The sequence below is a fragment of the Sphingobium xenophagum genome (assembly GCF_002288285.1).
GTDB lineage: Bacteria > Pseudomonadota > Alphaproteobacteria > Sphingomonadales > Sphingomonadaceae > Sphingobium > Sphingobium xenophagum.
The window spans coordinates 530267-552518 of record NZ_CP022746.1 but is presented as its reverse complement, the minus strand read 5'-3'; the positions used below and the strand labels follow the sequence as shown (position 1 = coordinate 552518).

The window sequence follows — 22252 nt, the reverse complement described above, 5'->3', positions numbered from 1 at the left end:
AGGACGCTTACCAGCCCATGTCAGCGCTGAACATCACGGCCCGCGCCTGATCGACCGCATGGACGCTCCCCGCTGGCGCAGGGCCAAAGGCGCCGTTGCTGACAAGGCGGCTGGGATTGATGAAGCGCGCGGCAAGGCGCAAACGCCGGCGACCCGTTTGCACCGGCGCATATTCGATGCTGCCTTCCGCACGCAGCGGCGATTGCTGGGCACCCGGCAGCGCAAGCGCCGCACGACCGGTATGCGATCCCTGCGCCGCGACGCGCCACGGCCCGACAGTCCAGGCGGCGGCCAGGGTCATTTCCCGTTCCTGCACCGATCGCCCGGTCATGGTTTCAACCGCCGCCTGCTGGTAGCGAACGGACCAGTCGATCTGCGGCGTCAACTGGTGCCGGGCCATCATCTTCACGCCCAACAGGCTGGCGGACCCGATATTGACCGGCAGATAGGCCCGGTGCGCAAAGGACAGGCCATTGCGGACGTCGGCGCGATAAAGGCTGGTCGTGACCGTCATGTCGCCGCCCGACCATTGGCCGCCTACCGACGCGACACGGCTCTTTTCAGGCCGCAAGGATCGGCGCAACGCTTCGAAATCAGGCCGCGAAAGGCCAAGCGGGCCGGTAAATCCGGTATCCCCATAGGCGCGCATGGCTTCGTTATAGTCCATCGACAAAGTGAGTGCCGGGATGGGACGGAAGTGAACGCTGGCATGGGGCATGAACCAGTCATGTGCGCGCAGCCGATCGTCGCCGCTGCCGATCGTCACATTGGCATTGCGGTTGCTGACCTTCACCCCGGCAAAGCCGAGCGTCATCGCTATCTGATCGGAAAGGGCAAAATGATCATCGACCAGGAGCATTCGGGTACGGCTGCGTGGGCGGTGATCGTAACCCCGTGCATTTAATGGCCATGCGGTGTCTGCCTGCGCAGCGACGAACCGGCGGCTCTGGCGCTGGAGGCGCAGGGCCATGACATGATCCGGCTCGTCACCCGAAAGCGGGCGGATCGCGCCTATCAGGCCATAATCCGGCGTGGTGCTACGCGCTTCCACAAGGGGCGATCGCCATATCGCTGGCTTCAGCGCATAGCTGATGCTCTGATCGATGATCTTGTCCTGTGCCGCTGCAGTGGTACCCTGCAACGCCACCATCGCCAAAGCCAGTAGATGCCGTCCGCGCATCAGCGATGATCCCTTGCGCTGGCGGCTGGGGCATCGGCCATCGCCAACTGCGGGCGCTGACGGTCATAGGATATGACATAGCCGAAATGGTCGGAGAGTGGCTGCCCATCAGGCTCCGATCCGAAAGGCACATGCGCGCCCCTGACGACGAGCGATGAGCCGCGCCCCGCGCGCGCGAAGATCCAGTCCTTGCGGCGCTGCATCGCATGTTTAAGGTCCGCCCGTGCCTGCGGGGCCGGGATCGTCGCCTGATCGAGCGCCAACTGCGCGCCGCCCTGCCTCGCTGCGACGAACGACAGGCCATGGCGAGCAAAGCCGTCGAAGAAGATGCGGCTGCGGTCGCTATTGCCGCCAATATTCATGTCGCCACCGATCATCAATGTGCGCGTGTGCGGGACCGCGCTGGCGATGAAACGGGCGCTCAGATCGACCTGCCGCGCATAGGCCGCCAGCGATCGGCTCACGGAAACGCCCGACGCCTTGCGCGCATTGAGATGGATATTGACAATGGCGACAGGTTCCGCTTCGCCGGGCACCTGCATATCGGCAATCACGACGCCCTTGTTGGCCAGGCAATCGAACCCGGCGCAGGCGAAATCCGGAAAGGCCAGGCGTCGGACGCGCAGGATGGGATAATCGGACAGGATGATGAGGCCGCTGTCGGTCTGCTTCCCCAACGCCTCGCCGCGATCCCAGCGGGCCTCAGCAAGAAACGCCTGATCCGCAGCGCTTGGCGCAATCGGCGAACGCATCTGCCGATCCGGCCCGAATGTCATGTGCCGATAGCCGGACGAGCGCGCAATCTCGGCCGCTTGCGGCGTGAACGCTTCCTGTAGCAACAGGATATGCGGCTGATGCCCCCGTTGCCGAAGGGCGCGCAAACGCGTGCCGATCCGCACCAGCGCGGTATCCCTGTCGACCGCGAGCGGCCAGGGCAAACCCTTGATATTATATGTCATCATGGACAAAGTCGTATTGCCGCCATCCGGCAATGCCTGCACCATGTTCAGGCGGTCTGGCAGGTTGCTGCTGGTCGATCCGGTTGCAACGAAGCTGACCAGCCCTGCAAACAGCATGGCTCGCAAAGTCTTATGCATGATGATGCCCCCCACTGGCTGGCGTCCTCCTAGCTCGCCAATGAGTCGTGCGCGTTTCTTCCGCACTGCAATATGATGAAAGTTGGATGGCGGCGGCGTCACTGAACCGACCAGTAATTGTCATGCAGCGATCGGCAGGCTGCGTCTGGTCGCTTCATAGAGGGTGAATAGGTCGGCGAAATGCGCGTCCATGGTGCGCGTATCAATGGCGGCGGCGCTAGCATTGGCCAGATGACCGGACGGACCCTGCGCCAGGAAAAGGCGAATGGCCGCTGCCAGGCTGGATGCGTCGGCCGCGCGGTAATGATGGCCAGCGCCCGGCACCAGATGATCCGCCGCTGCCCCGCCATCGGGCAAGAACATCGGAATGCCGCTGGCCCGCGCCTCTGCCGCGATCATGCAGAAGGTTTCGGATTCGCTGCCATGGACCAGCGCGTCGGCGCTGGCGAGCAGGCTGGCAAAGCCATGGCGGTCCGTGATCGGCGCCATCAGCCGGACATGCGGATTGTCCGCTGCGGCGCGCTGCACGCTGGCGCGCGCGCGACCATCGCCAGCAATGACGAGGCCGACCGGGCGATCGAAGCCACACGCCGTTACCGCTTCGATGATCATCGGCCATCGTTTTTCCGGGGCGTGACGCCCGGCACCGAACAACAGCAGCGCATCCTCATCCAGGTCGCACCATTGCAGCAGCCTTCGCCGCAGATCGGGGTCGCGGTGACGGGGCGAGAATATGCCGGGCTGCACCCCCATTCGATTGGTGACGACATGCCGCAGGCCGCCATTTACAAGCCGTGTCGCCAGTTCGTCGCTCGCGCACACGATATGATCGAAGCGCGCGTCCAGACGCCGCAAATGCCGCCAGAACCAGTCAAATCCGCGATCAATCTGTTCGCGGCTGGCAAGGCTGCGAAACCAGCGATAGGCGTAGTTGCCCAGTGGATCGGCATGCATGATCAGGCTGCGCGGAACATCGCCGCGCCAGTTGGCGACCATTGATGCGCTCCCCCATGGCGTCGATGCCTCCACCAGATCGGGGCGCAGGGCATCCAGCCGGGCGTGCAGGGCCGCTTCATCATGAAAATAATGATAGCGTCCGTCGAGCGGGAAGCGGCGGCCGGGCACATATTCGATGCGCCCATGATCGCCAAAATATTCCACATGCGCCTGCGCCGCTGGCGCAAGAATGATGATTTCATGCCCGCGTGCAGGCCCGGCCAGCATTTTGTGCCGGACATAGGTTTTAACGCCCCCGCCCTGCGGCGCGTAAAAGGCGCAAATGTCGACGATCCGCATGACCTAAAGCGCCTTGATCGGGCCGAAGGACAATAATCCCCGGCGATAATTCATGATGATCCGCCCGCGCGTCGGCCCGCTGCCGACGATCATCGTGGCGGCTGCGGCCTTGGGCTTGCCCATGCCCAGCTTCGGGTTGCCGCCAAAGCCGACGCCGTCGACCGATAGCCCGAATTTCCGATTGCCGTCGCGATCATGCAGCACGCTGACCGCATAACGGCCAGGCCCCGGCACACGGATGCAAATTTGCGCCACATGGCCATTTTGCGTCGCAACTTGCTCGACCGGCGCTTCCACCCGGCGGAATGTCTTGCCCTGGGAAATCAGGATATTGTCGTCCTGAAGAAAATCCTGATCATTGGCCGGATAGACTTCCGCCTTCAGGCGGCCTTCCCGATCCTTCAGCCCCACTATGTCCAGCAGTAGGGAAGGGCCGTTCTCGCCGGGGCGACAGCGCGCTTCCGCTTTCCCCAGATCCGGGGTCGACGGGATGGTCGGCACCGCCGCAGCGGCGATGATGCCGATCGTCCAAAGGGCCGGAATTGTCATGCCTGCCTCCGCTGTTTCACAAGCCCGCTCACGCCCAGGATCAATCCGACCAGCAGATGCGCGGCCAGCAGCAGGCTGGCGATCACGGCCAGAACCTGCGCAATTTCCAGTTCACGCCCGACGAGGAAAACGGCGACGCCTGCGAACAGCACGTCCTTGTTAGGCACCATCGGCAGGCGGGAGAGGACCAGCCGCAGCGTCGAGAGCATGAACCACCAGCTCAGCGCGACATCGGGCAGCAGCAGGTGCCACAATGTCGCATAAAGCAGCACATTCGCGACAATCCGCGCCAGATGCACCCCCGCCACCATCCGCCGTTCGGGCCAGGGCAGGCTGAAAACCTTGCGGCTGAACAGGATGGGGCCAAAGGAAGTCGCCACAAGGATGGTGAGCGAAATGCCCAGCGCCCGCCCGTCCATCGCCAACCGCAGCGATGACAGCAGCGGCAGCGTGAAGAGCAGCATCGCCAGCGTGACGATATTGCCCATCACGCCCGACAATATCGCTGAATCCTTGACTGCGCCGAAGGGCGATCCGGCCATCGTCACATGCCGCCGCGCCCATGCGTAGAAATAGACATCGCCAAGATAGCCAAGCAGCAATTCATTGCTGATCCGCTTGCGAAACAAGGCTGACAGGCCACCGGCTGGTATCGACCATAATCGGTTGAAAATGACCCAGTCGCACACCGGCGTCAGGCTGTATGTCACGGCAAACAGCAACCAGAAGAGCGGCGTTCTCGGCAGCATCGCGACAAGCTTGTGAAAATCGAAGGAGCCGATCTGGACGAATACGACCGCCAATATCGCAAAGGAGATGAGCGGACCGAACCATGCCGTCCAGTTGCGGCCAGACCGCACCAGCGGTGTCGGGTCCAATATGGCGCGCGCACCCTGCGGGTTGATCAGCGGGGCAAGGGTATCGGCTTGGCTCATGACAGCTGCGCCTCCAGAGGGGATTGCGAATGGAGCGTGGCAAGCGCGGCGTGGCGCTGGCGCGGGGACTGGGTCAGCATGTGACGGAAAAGCGCGCGATAGGCTGGAACGGCGCGTTCGATGGTGAACGCCGCCGCCTTTGCGCGGGCGCGCGGACGATCCTGCATATCGCTGTGCGCGGCACGGATGGCATCAGCGAACGCCGCTTCATCATCGCCATCGACCAGCGTGCCGAGCGCGCCATCGTCAAGCAGGGGCGACATGCTGGCGCAGCATCGGGTGGCGATGATCGGAAGGCCGCATGCCAGCGCTTCGACCACCACGCCCGGCTGCCCTTCATAGCGGGATGACAGCAGCAACACGTCATGGTCCGGCAACTGGCGTCGGACATCCGCGCTGAATCCGGCAAAACAAAGCTTCCCTGCAATGCCGAGACGGGCGGCCAGACGTTCGAGCCCGTCACGCGCGCGCCCTTGTCCAAAAATGGTCAGCCTGTCGTCCGGCCCGCGTCCCGCCGCGAAAGCGCGCAGCATCAGCGGATAATTTTTCTGCCGTTCCAACCGACCCACCGCCACGAAATGCCTGCCCCGGCGCGGCAGCGACGATGACGGCAATGGCGCGACGTCATCGAGATCGGCCAGCGCCAGCACCGGATTGGGCACGACATGCACGCGCGCATGATCAACGCCCATCCGTGCTGCGACTTCCTGTGCCATCGGATCGGACAGGGCGGCAAAATGGTCGATCGCCCTGCCCTGTATGCGCAGCCAAAGCCGATAAAATGGCCGCATGATCCATGGCATGTCGGATCGCATCAGGTCGTTGCTGATCTTGGCCAGAATGAGCGGGCAGCGCCGCCCCAGCCGCAATTTCAGCAGCACGGCCACGATCGCATAGACATTGCCGGCACAAAACAGAATGTCGGGCCGGTACGCATCAATGGCGCGCGCCATAGCAACCAAAAGGCGCAGGCTGGCCAGGCGTCGGCCGATCAACGGCCAGGCCGGAAGATATTGGGTGGCGTCGCCGGGCGGCATTTCATGCTGCATCGACCCTTCAGGGTTGCCGAGGAGCAAGCGCACGTCCATGCCGTCCCGCCGCCAACCGTTGATCAGCCGCAACGCAATGCGTTCGACCCCACCGGGGCCGGGTCCATGCAGAAAGACCAGAACGCGCGGTGACAAAGCCGCTTCACGGTTGCTGCCGACGATAGCATTGTCGCTTGGCGGTAACGGCGGAAGAGAGCAGTGCATGACCCGCCCATGTCGGATATTCATAACAGGCTGATGCATTATTCGTGACGGAATGATGAAGGCTGGACGAACCGCTTGTCATCGTTGCGCCGATCATGAAGCCGTCACAAATGTCGGCATATAGGGTGGAGATGCTCGTCTCTCTCCTTTTGCCCGTGCTGCTTGCCGTTCAGGGCGCGGCGCAGCCAGCCGTCCCTGCCGACATTGCGCCGGTGACCCTGCGCATAGAGGCAGAGGAAGCGCGGCAGGGCGTCGCTTCCGATGGCGTTCATATCTATGCGATCGATAATGATCGGATCGGCAAATATCGGATCAGCGACGGCGTGCGCATCGCGCAGTGGAAGGGCGACCGGACATTATTTGCGCATATGAACAGCTGCACGGTGGTAGGCCGTGAACTGATATGCGCCGCGTCCAACTATCCGGCGGTGCCACAAACGAGCGCTGTCGAAATCTTCGATACCAGGAGCCTGCGCCATATACGCAGCATCAGCCTGGGCATGGGACCAGGATCATTGACCGCGCTTGATAGGCATGACGGGGCCTGGTGGGCGATGTTCGCCAATTATGACGGCAAGGGCAGGGAAGCCGACCGCGACCATCGCTACACGACCCTCGTACAGCTTGACGATCAGTTCCGGCAGTTGCGGGGATGGCTGTTCCCGGCAGAGGTGCTGGCGCGTTTTGCGCCGTTCAGCTGCTCGGGCATGAGCTGGGGACCGGACGGGCGTCTATATGTCACGGGGCATGACCGGCCCGAACTCTATGTCATGCGCCTGCCAAGCGCTGGATCGACGCTGGAGTTGCTGGCGACCATCCCCATCGCGACGGAGGGGCAGGCGATCGATTGGGACCCCAAGACAGCCCATCGCCTCTGGTCGATTATGCGCGGCCAGTCCATTATCGCGGCCAGCGACATCCGTTGGAATGGCGGCAAGCCCGACTAGACGCCTTGCCTACAGCATCATGCGCTTTCATCTTCGACCGGCCGAAGCCTTGTTTTCAAAGAATACGGGCGAAACCGGCCACGCCTTCGGCTGCTGGCGCCGATATTGTCGTGGGTCTTGCAACGGGTAAAACCGGGCTACCACCGAAGCCAAACATCGCCTCGATATTGCGTACGCAGAGCGCCACATTCTCGTCCGCCAGCCTGTACCAGACCTGCTTGGCTTCCTTGCGCGTCTGAACGAGGTCAGCGCGGCGCAGTTCGGCCAACTGCTGGCTGAGCGCTGGCTGGCCGATGGAGGTGATGTCGGCGATTTCCCCGACATTATACTCGCCGCGCAGCAGGCAGGACAGGATCATCAGGCGCTGGGCCTGGGCGAATGTCTTGATCTTGTCCGCAGCAGCCGCGGCTGCATCGCGATCCTGGTAGAGCGCGGTCATGACTGGGGCGCCATCCGGCAGAACCAATCGGGCGCGGCGTCGGTGCCTTGCGCAGGCGGCAGCAAGACCGGCTGATCGGGTATCCAGCCTTCCGGCGTCAGGCTGGTTCCGCTGTCGACCCGTTGCAACGCGCATAGCAGGCGCAGCATTTCATCCACGGATCGACCGACATTGTGGGGGTAGGCCGTGGTCGCGCGGATCACGCCCTGCGGGTCGATGAAGAAGGTCGTCCGCATGGTCATGCTGTCCGCCGCATGCTCGTCGATCATCCCATAGGCGCGGCCAACGGCCATGCTGGGGTCTTCGATGATCGGGAACTCGATCTCTACATCGAACAGATCGCGCAGCGCCCGGACCCAGGCGATGTGGGAATACAGGCTGTCGACGGACACGCCCACCAACCGGCAGTCGCGCGCCGCAAAGTCCGCCTGCCGCCGTGCAAGAGCCGCAAATTCGGTGCTGCACACCGGCGTGAAATCAGCCGGATGGGAAAAGAAAATCACCCACTGTCCCCGCAGCGCCGACAACTGAAAATCGCCCATTGTCGAGCGCGCCCGAAAATCGGGTGCGGGGGAACCGATACGAAGCGGGATCGGGCGGGAAGTCGTGACATCATTCATGGCGCTTTCCTGCAACTGCCAGAGGCGTGTTGCAACCCCTTGACGATTTCATATTATATAAATACATGGTATGTGTAAATGTGAAATTGAAGGAGAGTCGCATGACCGATCCCGCACTTGAAAAAGCCTTTGTACAGGTCAGTGTCGCCAGAAGCGGAGTGCCGGTGGTCAAGGCCTTCTTCGACGCGCCGACCTTCACGTTCACCTATGTGGTGCATGACGCCGAAACCCGTCGCGCGGCCGTGATCGACAGCGTGCTGACCTATGATCCCGCCGCTGGACGTACGGGCCATGAAGCGGTCGAACCGGTCATCGCCTATGTAGAAGCGCAGGGGTTGAGCGTCGACTGGCATCTGGAAACCCACGCGCATGCCGACCATCTGTCGGCGGCGCCCTATCTTCAGCAGAAACTGGGCGGCAAGATCGCGATCGGCGCGCATATCTGCGAAGTGCAGCACACCTTTGGCGCGCTGTTCAACGCAGGTACGGCGTTTCAGCGTGACGGGTCGGACTTCGACCATCTTTGGGCCGATGGTGACCAGTTCATGATCGGCAATATCGCGGTCACGGTGCTGCATGTCCCCGGCCATACCCCGGCCTGCGTCGCCTATGTCATCGGCGACGCAGCGTTTGTGGGCGACACCATGTTCATGCCTGATTATGGCACGGCCCGCGCCGACTTCCCCGGCGGCGATGCACGCACCTTGTTCCGGTCGCTCCGTCGCCTGCTGGAATTGCCACCGGAAACCCGGCTGTTCCTGTGCCACGATTATCTGCCCGAAGGGCGCGATCATTATGCCTGGGAAACCACGGTCGCCGAACAGCGCCGCGCCAACATCCACGCGCATGACGGCGTGAGCGAGGATGATTTCGTCGCCATGCGCGAAGCGCGCGACGCCACCCTCGACATGCCCCGCCTCATCCTGCCATCGGTGCAGGTGAATATGCGCGCAGGCCATCTGCCGCCGCCCGACGACAATGGCGTCACCTATCTCAAAATCCCGGTTAACCAGCTATGATAGCGGGGTTTCCAGATGCGCAGCCAATTGCGGGCCTGATCGGCGGCCTCATGATCGGGCTGGCTGCCGCGATCATGTTGCTGGGGCTGGGGCGGATCGCCGGGGTCAGCGGGCTTGCGGCGCGGGCCATCGGCCTGTCTGCCAGCGGCCCGCCGCGCGGCGTGGCGATAGCATTCACCGTTGGATTGCCTGTTGGCGCGGTCCTGGTTGCGCTGCTGTCAGATGGCATCCCTGCCACCTTTCCAGCGCCTGGCTTGTTGATCGTCGCGGGTCTGATCGTGGGATTTGGCACCCGGCTGGGATCGGGCTGCACCAGCGGCCATGGGGTATGCGGCCTGTCTCGCCTGTCCCGCCGATCAATCGTGGCGACTGCCTTGTTCATGGGCAGCGGCTTTGCAACCGTGGCGCTCATGCGCCTGACGGGCATGATATGATGCGGATCATCATTGCCTTATTGTCGGGCGCACTCTTTGGCGGCGGGCTTGCCATTTCGGGCATGGCAGACCCCATGCGGGTTCGCGCCTTCCTTGACCTGTTCGGCGCATGGGATCCCACGCTCGCCTTCGTCATGGGCGGCGCGATGATCCCGATGGCGCTTGCATGGATGGTCCAAAGACGGGTCAGCCGCCCCTTTGCCGACCGTGCTTTCGCTCTGCCCGACACGCGCGCGATCGACGGCAAGCTGGCGCTTGGCGCAATAGTGTTCGGTATCGGCTGGGGCATTGGCGGGCTTTGCCCCGGTCCCGCCATTGCCAGCCTCGCGCTTTCCCCGGCGGCGGCCGCACCCTTCGTGCTGGCCATGCTGGGCGGCATGGCGATCCATCACTTCACGATAAAATCATAACCGGCCGCGCCGGATAGAGGAGGTTCATCATGGCCATCAAGCAATTGACCCCGACACTGAGTGTCACCGCGCAACTAACCCCGGCGGATATCGCGCAGGCAGCGGCGATGGGTTTCCGTGCGATCCTGTGCAACCGCCCCGATGGCGAAGGCGCGGATCAGCCGACGGCAGAGGAGATGGGCGCCGCTGCCCGGGCCGCGGGACTGGACTTTGCCTATGTTCCTGCGGTGGCCGGGGCGCTGACCGATGCCGATGCCATCGCCATGCGAGCCGCGCTCGACAGCCTGCCGGGACCCGTGCTTGCCTATTGCCGGTCGGGCGCACGCGCGGAAAAGCTGGCGGAGATGGCGGGGGCATTGGTCCGTCAGGACGCTGCCCATTATGACGTTGTAATCGTGGGCGGTGGCAGCGCCGGGATCGCGACCGCCGCCAGCATTCTAAAACGACGGCGGGGTATCCGCCTTGCGATCATCGAACCCAGTGAGGCCCATTATTATCAGCCCGGCTGGACCATGGTGGGTGCGGGCGTGTTCGACAGCGGCTTTACACGGCGTGAGGAAGCGCGACTCATTCCGCGCGGCGTGACGTGGATCAAGGCATCGGCTAGCGCTTTCCTGCCCGATGAGAAGCAGGTAGTACTGCATGACGACCGACGGGTCACCTATGGCGTGCTGATCGTTTGTCCGGGCGTTAAATTGGACTGGAACGCCATCCCCGGTCTGTCGGAAGCCTTGGGCAATGACGGCGTGACCTCCAACTATCGCTACGATCTGGCCCCTTATACCAACCGTATCGTCAAACAGTTCAAGGGTGGCCGCGCCCTGTTCACCCAGCCGCCCATGCCGATCAAATGCGCAGGCGCGCCGCAGAAGGCGATGTATCTGTCCTGCCATCGCTGGGAGAAGGCCGGCATGCTGGGCAATTGCGACGTGCAGTTCCATACGGCGGGCGCCGTCCTGTTCGGCGTTCCCGCCTATGTCCCGGCGTTGATGGACTATGTCAGGCGCTACGGCATCAACCTGAACTTCGGGTCGAAGCTGGTCGAAATAGATGGGCCGTCCAAAACCGCGATCTTCGAGCAGGCGGACGGCGACAGCGTTCGGCGCGTGGCCGAGCGGTTCGACATGATCCACGTCGTGCCGCCACAAATGGCCCCCGATTTCATCCGCCATAGCCCGCTGGCGGCGGCCTCTGGCTTTGTCGAGGTGGATGAAGCCACGCTCCGCCACCCGCGCTATCCGGACATTTACGCTCTGGGCGACGCTTGTTCGGCTTCCAATGCCAAAACCATGGCGGCCGCGCGCAAGCAGGCGCCGGTGGTCGCGGTCAACGCGCTGGCGGCACTGGATGGCCAGCCGCCTGTCGCGATCTATGACGGCTATGGCAGTTGCCCGCTGACGGTCGAGGCAGGCAAGATCGTGCTGGCTGAATTTGGCTATGGCGGCAAGTTGATGCCAAGCTTCCCCAACTGGTTGATCGATGGCACCCGGCCTTCGCGCCTGTCCTGGCTGCTGAAGGACACGATCCTGCCGCCCGTCTACTGGCACGGGATGCTCAAGGGGCGCGAGTGGATGGTAAAGCCCTGCCTGATCGGCGCGCAGTCATGATGACGAACATGCAATATCTGCTGGGCGGCCTGTCGGGCGGTCTGGTCGGCTTCGTGCTGGGCCTTGTCGGCGGGGGCGGATCGATCCTCGCCGTGCCGTTGATGGTCTATCTGGTCGGCGTGCCCAACGCCCATGTCGCCATCGGCACCAGCGCTCTGGCTGTCGCGGCCAATGCGGCGGCTGGCCTCGCCAGCCATGCCCGCGCGCATCATGTCAAATGGCGGTGCGGCGGCATCTATGCGGCGGCCGGGATCGTAGGCGCGCTCGCCGGATCGACCTTTGGCAAGATGGTCGATGGCGACAAGCTGCTGTTCCTCTTTGCATTGGTCATGCTGCTCGTCGGTGTGCTGATGCTGAAAGGGCGCGGCAATCCGGGCAATCCTGGGGCCGAATGCAATCGGGAAAAGGCGCCCAAGGTCGTTACCTATGGATTGGGGTCGGGATTATTTTCCGGCTTTTTCGGGATTGGCGGCGGTTTCCTGATCGTGCCCGGACTGGTGGCATCGACGGGCATGCCCATGTTGATGGCGGTCGGCACGTCGCTTGTCGCGGTGACGGCTTTTGGCCTCACAACGGCCGCGAACTACGCCTTTTCGGGTCTGGTCAACTGGCCGCTCGCTGGGATATTCGTGGTCGGTGGTGTTGTCGGCAGCATTGGTGGCACGCGGTTGGCCGAAACGCTGGGCGGCAAGACGGGCCGGCTGACCATGGTGTTTGCCGGGCTGATCTTCATCGTCGCCCTCTACATGCTCTGGCGCAGCGCGGCTGCCTTTTTGCCCGGCATGACAATCTGACCAATCCCCTTCCCCCTCCCCGCCTGCTACATGGCGGGTGAAAGGACATGCCCATGTTCGACTCGCTTGACGCACTGCTTCTTGCCCGCGCGCAATTCGCCTTCACGGTGAGTTTTCACTTCCTGTTTCCTGCCTTTTCCATAGGCCTTGCCAGTTATCTGATGGTGTTGGAGGGACTATGGCTGGCGACCGGCAAGGGCGTTTACGCCAATCTGTTCCGCTATTGGCTCAAGATTTTCGCGGTCGTATTCGCCATGGGCGTGGTATCGGGCCTGGTCATGTCATATCAGTTCGGCACCAACTGGTCGGTCTTTTCCGATAAGGCCGGCCCGATCATTGGCCCGTTGATGGCCTATGAGGTGTTGACTGCCTTCTTCCTGGAGGCCGGCTTTCTGGGCGTCATGCTGTTCGGCATCAACAAGGTGGGGCGCAAGCTGCATTTCACGGCTACGTGCGCAGTCGCGATCGGCACCTTCATTTCGGCCTTCTGGATATTGTCGGTCAACAGCTGGATGCAGACGCCGACAGGCTATGAGATCGGCGCGAACGGACAGTTCCTGCCAGGCCCAAGCTGGACAGCGATCATATTCAATCCCAGCTTTCCCTACCGGCTGGTCCATACCGTGTTGGCCGCCTATCTGACGACGGCCTTTGCGGTCGGTGGCGTCGGCGCCTGGCACCTCCTCAAGGACCGGACCAATCCCGGCGCGCGCACCATGTTTTCCATGGCGATGTGGATGGCGGCGATCGTCGCACCAATCCAGATATTTGCAGGCGACATGCATGGCCTCAACACGCTGGAGCATCAGCCGGTCAAGGTGATGGCGATGGAAGGCCATTATGAGAGCCATCCTGACGGTGCGCCGCTGATCCTGTTCGGCATTCCCGACAGCGCCAGGAAGCGCGTCGATTACGCCATCTCCATCCCCAAGGCGTCGTCGCTAATCCTCAAACATGATCTGAATGCCCCTATGAAGGGGCTGGACAGCGTACCCGATGCCGATCAGCCCCCGGTGGGTATCGTGTTCTGGGCGTTTCGCGTCATGGTCGGCTTAGGGCTTGCAATGCTGGGCCTTGGTCTGTGGAGCCTGATCGCCCGCTGGCGCGGCAAATTGCATGAATGGACGTGGCTGCATCGCGCGGCGTTACTGCTGGGACCATCGGGTTTCATCGCAGTGCTGGCCGGCTGGATCGTAACCGAAGTCGGGCGGCAGCCCTTCACCGTCTATGGCCTGCTACGCACTACCGCCAGCGCTTCGCCGCTGGATGCGCCCGCGGTCGCAGCATCGCTGCTGGCGTTCGTCCTTGTCTATTTCAGCGTATTCGGCATGGGCATCTGGTATCTTCTGCACCTTATGAGGAAGCCACCGCAAGCGCATGAAAGTACGCTGGACGGCGCGCCGATCCGCACCGCCGGCATCACACCTGCACCCGCCATCGAAGGAGGCGAAGGATGATCGACCTGACTGTCATCTGGGCCGCCATCATCGGCTTTGCGATCATCGCCTATGTCGTGATGGATGGATTCGACCTTGGCATCGGCATCCTCTTCCCGCTGTTCAAGGTGGGAAAAGATCGCGACACGGCGATGAACAGCATCGCGCCGGTATGGGACGGTAACGAAACCTGGCTGGTGCTGGGCGGCGGCGGCCTGCTCGCTGCCTTTCCCCTCGCCTATGCCATCATCCTGCCCGCCCTGTATGCGCCGCTGATCGCAATGCTGCTGGGCCTTGTCCTGCGCGGCGTGGCGTTCGAGTTTCGCTGGCGCGATCCGGCCCACAGGGCGATGTGGGACCGCGCCTTTACCGGCGGTTCGGCAGTGGCGACCTTTGCCCAAGGTGTGGCGCTGGGCGCATTGTTGCAGGGGATCAGCGTGGAGGGACGCGCCTATGCCGGTGGCTGGTGGGAATGGCTGTCGCCCTTCTCGCTGCTGACCGGGGTTGCCCTCATGGTGGGCTACGCCCTGCTGGGTGCCTGCTGGCTCAACTGGAAGACGGAAGGCGGGTTGCAGCGGCAGGTGGTGACCTATGCCGGACGGCTGGGCATCGCGCTGCTCATTCTGATCGGCGCGGTCAGCCTGGCCACATTGACATTGGAGGCGAGCTATCAGAGCCGCTGGCTCTCCTGGCCCGGCATCCTTGCCACAGCGCAGGTGCCGCTGGCGACCGTCATCGTCACCGCGCTATTCTATCGCAGCCTGTCGCAGCGCAAGGACGCGCAGCCTTTTCTCTGGGCGCTCGCGCTGTTTGGCCTTTGCCTGCTGGGACTGGGGATTTCGATATGGCCCTATGTCATCCCTGCCCGCGTCACGATCTGGGAAGCGGCGGCCCCCTATCGCAGCCAGTTGTTCATGCTGGTGGGCGGGGCCGTTCTGGTGCCGGTGATCCTGGCTTATACCGCCTGGGCCTATTGGGTGTTCCGGGGCAAGGTCGACAGCGAAGGATATCATTGATGCGCGCGCACCTGGTGAGGCTCGGCTGGTTCGTCGGCATATGGACGGCGAGCGTTGCCGCGCTGCTGCTGGTATCGCTGGGACTGCGTTACTGGCTGGTGTAATGGCTCGGCCGTCGGCCCGATGCCCTGCCCTACCCTGGCTCAGGTCTGCCCATTGTCATGATCTAGGCGTTTCTGCCGGATCGTGACGAGCGGACTCCGCTTCCGCATCTGTCTCGGCCGGCGGTGGCAGGAATGAAAGCGAGAGCGCGTGGTAAAGCCGCTCCTTCGAGACGGTCTGTGCAACCACATCGGCGATCAGCGCCGAGGCGAGCAGCGGCATCATCAAGCCGCGGCTGGCCGTCGTTTCCGAGATGATTATGACCGCAGTCAGCGGTGCGCGAACAACGCCGGTAAAGTAAGCGACCATTCCCAGCAGCACGATCGCGCCACCCGGATAGGTCGGGAACAGCCAGCGAAGCATGTCGCCGACACCTGCGCCGACCGACAGAGACGGCGCGAAGATACCGCCGGGCATGCCCGACACCGCCGTTGCAAGCGTCGTCGCCAGCTTGGCCAAGCCATACCAGTGGGGCGCATCGGCCCCGGTGATGATCGCACGCGCCGCGCTGTAGCCGGTGCCCCATGTCAGCCCGGTGGCGACCCCGATGATCGCGACGATGGCGCCAAGCAGCCCGGCGAACAGCATCGGTCGCGCCCGCAGCCACGCGACGGGAGACCAGCGCGTGCGCCCTGTCACCAGTACAGCGCGCGAAAAGAACGCACCCATCAGCCCGCCCAGCACGCCAGCGCAGGGCGCTGCCAGCATCGTCTCACGCACTGACAGCGTCTGCCGCATCACACCAAAATAGACATAGTCGCCCGACAGGCCGAGGCTGGTCATGCCCGCGATGAGCACGGCGGTCATGACGAGCAAGGTCATGCGCTGTTCATAGGCGGCGGCCAGTTCCTCGATAGCGAAGGCAACGCCGGCAAGCGGGGTATTGAAAGCGCCAGCGACGCCAGCTGCGCCACCTGCGATAAACACCGACGCGCGCAGGGGGATGGCCATGATCCGGTGCGCATAGCCCATGATCGACGCCGCGACCTGAACGGTTGGGCCCTCACGCCCGGTCGATGCACCAACAAGCAGCGTGCCGATCGTCAGGCCAAGCTTTACGATGACGATCCGCGCCGACACGAGCGCCGACATGGCATGATCGGGATCGCGCGTCGCCGCCATGACTTGCGGTATGCCCGACCCGCGCGCCGCAGGCGCGAGGCGAGCGGTGATGCCGGCAATGGCGGCATAGCCCAGCGGCGTGACGATCAGCGGCGCCCACCACCAGCGCATGGCAAGGACGGTAAAGCGTTCGCCCGCCCAGTCGGCGAGATGCGCGAACAGCAGAGCGACCAGGCCGATCGTGACTGCGCCGCCAAGAATAGCGACACGTCGCCGCCATACGGGCGCGGTGGGGCCATGTTCGCGCAGCAGATCGCGCGCCTGTTCGGGAAGATTCACCATGATCCGTCCGCCATAGCGCGTAACACTGCGGAAGTCAGGCAAAGCCGCCCGGCAAATGCGATAATCATGCGGAGCCGCCCAGCCAACCAATATCGTCCCGTAGCCGGCGTTTGTAATCCGGAGCCGCCAACGCCCGGAGCAGAAGGTCGGCGCGACCGACAACCACGTCGCGACACGCCCCGTCCAGCTTCCCCTCCGCCAGCGTCCGAAACGCGCGCGCCTCGTCAACAAGCGTGGCAATCCGCCCAGCATCGTCGCAGCTAAGCGCGACATCGCCGAGCGCCTCCAGGAAGCGCTTACCCGCGATCCTGTCCGCACTGGCATATTGGGCAAGTGCACCGAACGCGCGGTCAATGAAGCCGTCGAACGTCACCGGATAGGCAATGACCCGCAGCGCATGGTCTTCGTCAGTGCGCAGGTGCGATGGAAGGTCGCGTCGGGCCAGTTCCGCCATCGCCGCGCCAAGCCAGTCGAGGCAGCTGTTCGCGGTGAACGGGTCATTGACCCCCGGCGAAAGGGCGCGCGCCGCAATCTCCACCAGTTCATCGATCAGGAAGCGCAGATCCTGGAGAGCCGTGCGCCGCGCGCCGACCGCGAAGGCTTCACGCAACGCCTTCACCGCATCCTCACCGCATCGTTCGGCGGGCCAGGCTTCCAGCAGCACGCTGCCATTATGCGCGAAGTCGCCGGACTGATATTGCAGGCGGATCACCAGATCATGCTCACGCGCGGCCGCGAGCAGCGTGCCTTCGTCGATCAACTGGATATAGCCGATGTTCTTCGATCGAACAGGCGTCCGGCGCTCATATTCGGCAGAGGTCGCGTCTTCGCGGAAGGCGGAGGGAACAGAAGGATTGTCCGGGCGCTCGCCGGGCGCTTCGCCTATATAAGTCGGAAAGCGGGAGTCTATCTCCTCAATCAATCGGTCGCCAATGCGTTCGATCACATTGTTGATATGTATCCGCATCGGCACATGGTGAATGAAGAAGATCAGCACCGCGATCGAACAGAGGACGAGGATCAACGCCACCAGCAGCGCCAGTTGCGGCACGAATGCGGGTGCGCTCGCGCCGCTTTCCCCGGCCGATCGTATCGTGCGCAACACCGTCAGCGAATAGACGAAGGTCGCGATAAAGGTACCCAGCGTTACCTGGTTACCGCGATCGGACATGAAGTTGCTGAGCAAGCGCGGGCCATACTGGCCGGAGGCGTAGACAACGGCGGCGATCGTCACCGAAAAGGTGGTGCCGGCCACCCCGATCATCGACCCGCCGATCGAGGACAGCAGGGCGCGGGCACCATCGGGACGCGCGGCATAGAGCCACGGCATCCCGTCCATCCAGGTCGAACCAGCGTGGCTGTCGACATAGACCATTCCCGACGCCAGCAGCAGAGCGGCGATGGCCATGATCGTCGGCACGAACCAGTAGCTTTCGCGCAGGTCGTTGGACAGTCGCAGCAGGCGTGCCTTCATGACTGGTTCCTCGCATCGGCAGCAGTGAGCCGTTCCAGCACCCGCTTGATCGTGCCGCCCTGAACAATGACGGAGAACAGGACGACGACATAAGTGGCGGCAAGGATCACCGAACGCGCAGGCCCATCGGGCAATCCGAGCGCCAGCGCAATTGAGATGCCGCCACGCAAGCCGCCCCAGATCAGGGTGACCGGCACAACCCGGCCATATCGGTGCCCTGGCCGGATCGCACGAAGCGGCAGCAACACCGACAGCGAGCGAGCTACGAGCGCCAGAGGAATGGCAGCCAGTCCGAGGACGAGGAGCCGCAAATCAGCGGGGATCGTCACAACCTCCAGCCCGATCAGCAGGAACAGCACAGTGTTCAATATATCGTCGATCAGATCCCAGAATTTATGGAGATAATCGCGCGTCGTCTCGCTCATCGCATGCGCGACCCCGGCATTGCCGATGATGAGCCCCGCCACCGCCATCGCTACCGGGCCGCTGGCATGCAGCGGCCGGGCAATCGCATAGCCGCCCATCACGACTGCAAGGCTGATCAAAACCTCGACCTTATAGTCGTCGATCGAACGCATCATCCGGAACGCCAGCCACCCGACAATCAGTCCAAGCAGCACGCCGCCGCCTGCCTCCACCGCGAATAGTTCTGCCGCATGGGCCATTGAGAATGCATCGCCAGACAGGGCGGACGCCAGGAGAATGGTGAAGATCACAACGCCGACACCATCATTGAACAGGCTCTCACCGGCCACAGTCGCCTCCAGCGTGGGCGAGACGTTCGCGCGTTTGAGTACCCCCATCACCGACACCGGATCGGTCGGGCTGATGAGCGCCCCGAACACGAAGCACCAGATCGCTGGCAAATCGAACCCGATCGCGCGGGCGAGCAGCAGGAAGCCACCACCGACAAGGGCGGTGGAAAGGGCTACACCAATCGTACTCAACACAATGATCGGCCAGCGCCCGCGCCGCATCTCCCCCCAGTCGACGTGGAGCGCGCCCGCGAACAGCAGGAAGGAAAGCATCCCGTCCATCAACGTGGTGTGGAAATCAATGCCGGCGATGAACCGAACGACATCGCGCGCAAAGTCCGCGCCGGGCAGAATTCGGTCGATCCCGACCACGAGCAATGAAGCAATCGCACCCATCACGGTCAACCCGATCGACGAGGGCAGCTTCAGATAGCGATAGTTGAAATATCCAAGAGCGGCGGCCAGGACGATGAGGATCGCTGCCGCGTCAAACGGCGTCAGCCTGAGGCCGCCGATCATTGTGCGTCCCCGATAGACAGGCTGAAGCGTTGCCCCCCGCCCGGCGCGGGGGCGGCACGGATGCCCTGCGTCGCCAGCAGGGCGGCCACGGTCATGGCGCGGCGTTGGGTCAGGTTGGGACGTGCTGGCGGTTCGCCGACCGGCAATCCGGGCACAGCCAGCATCGGCACGTTCCAGCGTTGTGCCGCCCAGATGGACGTCAGCACTGCAGCGCGCGCCGATGGATCGAGCGTATCGACATTATCGGCGAAGGCGATCTCCGGCAACGGGCCTTGCGGCGGTACGATCGCAACGTGCCAGCCATCGGTTTCGGCTGCGGCGCGTTCCTCCAATGTGCGATAGGTGGCGACGGTCGCGCCCGGCAGCGGAACGGCGGCTGCGGTCGCGCGGCGGTGATCGCGGTCGATCGTCACATCATCGCTGGCAACTCCGGTGATCAGGGCGATCATCCGCGCCAGCGCGGCCATGCGCTGCGCCTCCAAATTTGTCTGTTCGCCCGCTTGCCGCAATTCCTCGCGCTGCGCGTCGAGCGCGCCGGCGCCCGGTTCGAGCAGGATCTGATCGATATCGAGCCGAACCGGATAGCCAAGCGCCGTCTCGATCGCCTGCTGCAGATCCGCGGTTCTCTGGGTCCGATTGCGTGGCGTGATGACGACCGCACGGACGACATTGGGATTGCGGTCGAACGCCACTTCCAACTGGGTCACGCGCGCATCGCCGCCGAAGCGTTCGTTCAGCAACGATCGAACGCTGGATATCGTCAGCGCCTCACGGGCAATGCGGTTGAGCGACAGGCCGAGCGGCACGGCCATGACGGCAAAGACGAGCAGCAGCACCACGGTCTGCGCCCAACTCTGGCGGCTGGAGAGATGATGCCCGAAGCCATAATAGCGCGCCATCACCGTTGCGGAGAGCGAGATGGTAATGAAGTTGGTGACAAATAGCGCAAGCGCGCCCCCCAGCACCGGCAGGTTCCAGGTCGCAAGACCATAGCCCACTACGGCGAGCGGCGGCATCAACGCCGTGGCGATGGCGACGCCCACGATCGTCTCGCCCCGGCCGCGAATGATCGCGAAGCTGCCGGCCAGCGCGGCAAACAGCGCGACGCCAAGGTCAAAGAGATTGGGGCGCGTGCGCGCGACAATCTCCGCCGTGGGCGCCTGCAATGGCGAGGCTGTCACAATCAGCGCCGTGAAGGCAACGGCAGCGAAGGAGCCGATGGCAAGCGCCAAAAGCGATCGCCGCATCTCGGCGAAATCGAACAGCGCGAGGCTGAATCCGAAGCCCAGAATTGGACTCATCAATGGCGAGATCAGCATCGCGCCGATCACAACCGCCGGGGATGATAGCAGCAGGCCGAGCACCGCAATGCCCGCGGACATCATCGTCATGAAAGCATAGCGGGGCGACCATCCACTTTCGTCGATGATGCGGGCGACGACCGCCTGATGGTCGATTGTCCCGACGACGCGCCGCCGCCACCAGCGATACAGGGCCAGCCGGGCCAGCCCCGCATTCACCCGCCTGCCCGCGACATATGCGCGTTCGGTCAATCCTTCCATGCTCATTCCGCCATGTCCCCCGATGCATGTAGCGCCACATTACCCGCCCGATGCAGCACGGCAAAGCCGATCAGCCCGGAGACAAACGACCCCGTCAAAATGCCGATCTTGGCCTGCGCTTGCAGCAATGGACTGTCGGGAAACGCAAGAAGCGTGATGAAGATGCTCATCGTAAAGCCAATACCGCAAAGAAGCGCTATGCCCAGCATCTGGATACGGCTCGCATGGGCGGGAAAATCCGCTATCCCCATGCGGACAGCCAAGGATGAAAAGCAAAACACGCCGATCGCCTTCCCGAATATCAGCCCGGCGGCGGCACCGAATGTGACGGGCGCCATCAACGCGCCGGATGGCAATCCGAGCAACGGCACGCCAGCATTCGCCAAGCCGAAAATCGGAACAACGATAAAGCCGACGGGCTTTTGCAGCGCGCGCTCGAGACGATGCAAGGGGCTGTCGCAGTCAGCGTCGGAGCGGCCAGGGGTGCGCTCCATCGGTATGGCAAAGGCAAGTATGACGCCAGCCAGCGTCGCGTGCAGGCCCGACCACAATATCAGTAGCCAGAGGAGCAGCCCAACCAGCAGGTAGGGCGACAAGCGGCGAACCCCGAAACGGTTAAACCCGATCAGGACAAAAATCGCGAGGATCGCGCCCGCAAGATAAGGCAGCGAAAGGCCAGACGTGTAAAAAGCAGCGATGATGATCACCGCACCCAGATCATCAATGATCGCCAGCGCAGCCAGAAATATGCGCAGCGATCCCGGCACCCGCCTTCCAAGAAGCGCGATGACGCCCAGCGCAAATGCGATGTCGGTCGCCGCCGGGATCGCCCATCCGATTGCTGTCGAACCTCGATTAAAACCAAGGTAGATCAGCGCCGGAACGATCATCCCGCCAAGCGCGGCCACACCTGGCAGGGCGCGCCGCGGCCATGTGGAAAGCTGGCCATCCAGAATCTCTCGCTTGATCTCCAGCCCGACCAGCAGGAAGAATATCGTCATCAGACCATCGTTGATCCAATGTTCCAGCGAAAGCGGTCCGACGTTGGCATGGAGGATTGCAGCATAATCCTGCGCCAAGGGCGAGTTGGCGATCAGCAGTGCCGCGACCGCAGCGCCCATCAGCACGATTCCAGCGGACGACTGCGCTTCAAGAAAGCGCCGGATCGCGCTCGGGTGCGCGTGGGGGTGGTACATGATATGATCGTCCGAATACGGCTAATGGTCGCTGGCGGCCCGACCAGCGTGAATACCTGCCCGCACCTGCATATGGAAAACGAACACCCGGCGCCTCCATCGCATCGGCGGGAGGCAACCGCAACCGCTTCCGGGATTTTCTGACCAAGGTCTTAGTCCTCAAAGCGCTTCTGTCATGGCGCCGCTGCACCATAGGGGTGAGCAGCCG

At 63.2% G+C, this 22252-nt stretch carries 22 protein-coding genes; 9 read left to right on the top strand and 13 right to left on the bottom strand.

Annotated features, from left to right (window positions below; genetic code table 11):
- Window positions 1–7: 7 nt before the first annotated feature.
- The 6 genes from CJD35_RS17365 to CJD35_RS17340 all read right to left on the bottom strand — a co-directional run bounded on the left by CJD35_RS17365 (window position 8) and on the right by CJD35_RS17340 (window position 6310).
- A complete protein-coding gene (locus CJD35_RS17365; RefSeq protein ID WP_017181631.1) occupies window positions 8–1180 on the bottom strand; it encodes a TonB-dependent receptor domain-containing protein in 1173 nt (390 codons plus the stop codon).
- Window positions 1180–2277 carry an endonuclease/exonuclease/phosphatase family protein gene (locus tag CJD35_RS17360; RefSeq protein WP_026002134.1) on the bottom strand — a complete coding sequence of 366 codons (1098 nt, stop codon included), beginning with the start codon at window positions 2275–2277 and terminating at the stop codon, window positions 1180–1182. The genes CJD35_RS17365 and CJD35_RS17360 overlap by 1 nt, the downstream gene beginning before the upstream one ends.
- 120 nt (window positions 2278–2397) lie before the next feature.
- Window positions 2398–3573, bottom strand: coding sequence for a glycosyltransferase (locus tag CJD35_RS17355; RefSeq protein ID WP_017181629.1), 1176 nt, complete (start codon window positions 3571–3573; stop codon window positions 2398–2400).
- Between the two features lie 3 nt (window positions 3574–3576).
- A complete protein-coding gene (locus CJD35_RS17350; RefSeq protein ID WP_017181628.1) occupies window positions 3577–4122 on the bottom strand; it encodes a DUF2141 domain-containing protein in 546 nt (181 codons plus the stop codon).
- Window positions 4119–5057 (bottom strand): hypothetical protein, encoded by a 939-nt coding sequence (locus CJD35_RS17345; RefSeq protein WP_017181627.1) that lies wholly within the window; start codon window positions 5055–5057, stop codon window positions 4119–4121. Before CJD35_RS17345 ends, CJD35_RS17350 begins: the two co-directional genes overlap by 4 nt.
- Window positions 5054–6310, bottom strand: a complete 1257-nt coding sequence (locus tag CJD35_RS17340; RefSeq protein ID WP_244917272.1) for a glycosyltransferase — start codon at window positions 6308–6310, stop codon at window positions 5054–5056. Before CJD35_RS17340 ends, CJD35_RS17345 begins: the two co-directional genes overlap by 4 nt.
- Before the next feature lie 110 nt (window positions 6311–6420).
- Here CJD35_RS17340 and CJD35_RS17335 point away from each other — a divergent pair, with 110 nt between their 5' ends.
- Window positions 6421–7257: a YncE family protein gene (locus CJD35_RS17335; RefSeq protein ID WP_380789815.1), complete on the top strand. Its 837-nt coding sequence runs from the start codon at window positions 6421–6423 to the stop codon at window positions 7255–7257.
- Window positions 7258–7312: 55 nt separating this feature from the next.
- Here CJD35_RS17335 and CJD35_RS17330 read toward each other — a convergent pair whose 3' ends face one another.
- Both CJD35_RS17330 and CJD35_RS17325 read right to left on the bottom strand, forming a co-directional pair.
- The gene (locus CJD35_RS17330; RefSeq protein WP_017181624.1) at window positions 7313–7696 is read right to left on the bottom strand and encodes an ArsR/SmtB family transcription factor; all 384 of its coding nucleotides are present in this window, start codon (window positions 7694–7696) and stop codon (window positions 7313–7315) included.
- Entirely contained in the window at window positions 7693–8316 is a 624-nt protein-coding gene (locus CJD35_RS17325) for a peroxiredoxin (RefSeq protein ID WP_037514041.1), read from the bottom strand. Before CJD35_RS17325 ends, CJD35_RS17330 begins: the two co-directional genes overlap by 4 nt.
- Window positions 8317–8417: 101 nt before the next feature.
- Here CJD35_RS17325 and CJD35_RS17320 point away from each other — a divergent pair, with 101 nt between their 5' ends.
- From CJD35_RS17320 to CJD35_RS17285, 8 genes are read left to right on the top strand one after another with little or no spacing between them, the layout of a single operon-like run.
- Window positions 8418–9335, top strand: a complete 918-nt coding sequence (locus CJD35_RS17320; protein WP_017181622.1) for an MBL fold metallo-hydrolase — start codon at window positions 8418–8420, stop codon at window positions 9333–9335.
- Window positions 9332–9769, top strand: a complete 438-nt coding sequence (locus CJD35_RS17315) for a YeeE/YedE family protein (RefSeq protein ID WP_017181621.1) — start codon at window positions 9332–9334, stop codon at window positions 9767–9769. The genes CJD35_RS17320 and CJD35_RS17315 overlap by 4 nt, the downstream gene beginning before the upstream one ends.
- The gene (locus CJD35_RS17310; protein ID WP_017181620.1) at window positions 9766–10179 is read left to right on the top strand and encodes a DUF6691 family protein; all 414 of its coding nucleotides are present in this window, start codon (window positions 9766–9768) and stop codon (window positions 10177–10179) included. The genes CJD35_RS17315 and CJD35_RS17310 overlap by 4 nt, the downstream gene beginning before the upstream one ends.
- A 29-nt stretch (window positions 10180–10208) precedes the next feature.
- Window positions 10209–11786, top strand: a complete 1578-nt coding sequence (locus tag CJD35_RS17305) for a bifunctional protein tyrosine phosphatase family protein/NAD(P)/FAD-dependent oxidoreductase (RefSeq protein ID WP_017181619.1) — start codon at window positions 10209–10211, stop codon at window positions 11784–11786.
- A complete protein-coding gene (locus tag CJD35_RS17300; protein ID WP_017181618.1) occupies window positions 11783–12580 on the top strand; it encodes a sulfite exporter TauE/SafE family protein in 798 nt (265 codons plus the stop codon). The genes CJD35_RS17305 and CJD35_RS17300 overlap by 4 nt, the downstream gene beginning before the upstream one ends.
- A gap of 53 nt (window positions 12581–12633) precedes the next feature.
- Complete coding sequence (locus tag CJD35_RS17295; protein ID WP_086486456.1) at window positions 12634–14037, top strand: cytochrome ubiquinol oxidase subunit I; 1404 nt, start codon at window positions 12634–12636, stop codon at window positions 14035–14037.
- Window positions 14034–15032 carry a cytochrome d ubiquinol oxidase subunit II gene (cydB, locus tag CJD35_RS17290; protein WP_017181616.1) on the top strand — a complete coding sequence of 333 codons (999 nt, stop codon included), beginning with the start codon at window positions 14034–14036 and terminating at the stop codon, window positions 15030–15032. Before CJD35_RS17295 ends, cydB begins: the two co-directional genes overlap by 4 nt.
- A complete protein-coding gene (locus CJD35_RS17285) occupies window positions 15032–15136 on the top strand; it encodes a DUF2474 family protein (protein ID WP_017181615.1) in 105 nt (34 codons plus the stop codon). The genes cydB and CJD35_RS17285 overlap by 1 nt, the downstream gene beginning before the upstream one ends.
- A gap of 55 nt (window positions 15137–15191) precedes the next feature.
- On the opposite strand, the gene CJD35_RS17280 is transcribed toward CJD35_RS17285, so the two are convergent.
- The 5 genes from CJD35_RS17280 to nhaA form a co-directional block, all read right to left on the bottom strand.
- Window positions 15192–16538 carry a chloride channel protein gene (locus CJD35_RS17280; RefSeq protein WP_017181614.1) on the bottom strand — a complete coding sequence of 449 codons (1347 nt, stop codon included), beginning with the start codon at window positions 16536–16538 and terminating at the stop codon, window positions 15192–15194.
- A gap of 64 nt (window positions 16539–16602) precedes the next feature.
- Window positions 16603–18012 (bottom strand): DUF2254 domain-containing protein, encoded by a 1410-nt coding sequence (locus tag CJD35_RS17275; RefSeq protein WP_017181613.1) that lies wholly within the window; start codon window positions 18010–18012, stop codon window positions 16603–16605.
- Entirely contained in the window at window positions 18009–19286 is a 1278-nt protein-coding gene (locus CJD35_RS17270) for a cation:proton antiporter (RefSeq protein WP_017181612.1), read from the bottom strand. Before CJD35_RS17270 ends, CJD35_RS17275 begins: the two co-directional genes overlap by 4 nt.
- Entirely contained in the window at window positions 19283–20854 is a 1572-nt protein-coding gene (locus CJD35_RS17265) for a DUF389 domain-containing protein (RefSeq protein ID WP_017181611.1), read from the bottom strand. Before CJD35_RS17265 ends, CJD35_RS17270 begins: the two co-directional genes overlap by 4 nt.
- Window positions 20851–22044, bottom strand: coding sequence for a Na+/H+ antiporter NhaA (gene nhaA / locus CJD35_RS17260; protein WP_086486376.1), 1194 nt, complete (start codon window positions 22042–22044; stop codon window positions 20851–20853). The genes CJD35_RS17265 and nhaA overlap by 4 nt, the downstream gene beginning before the upstream one ends.
- Between the last annotated feature and the right edge of the window lie 208 nt (window positions 22045–22252).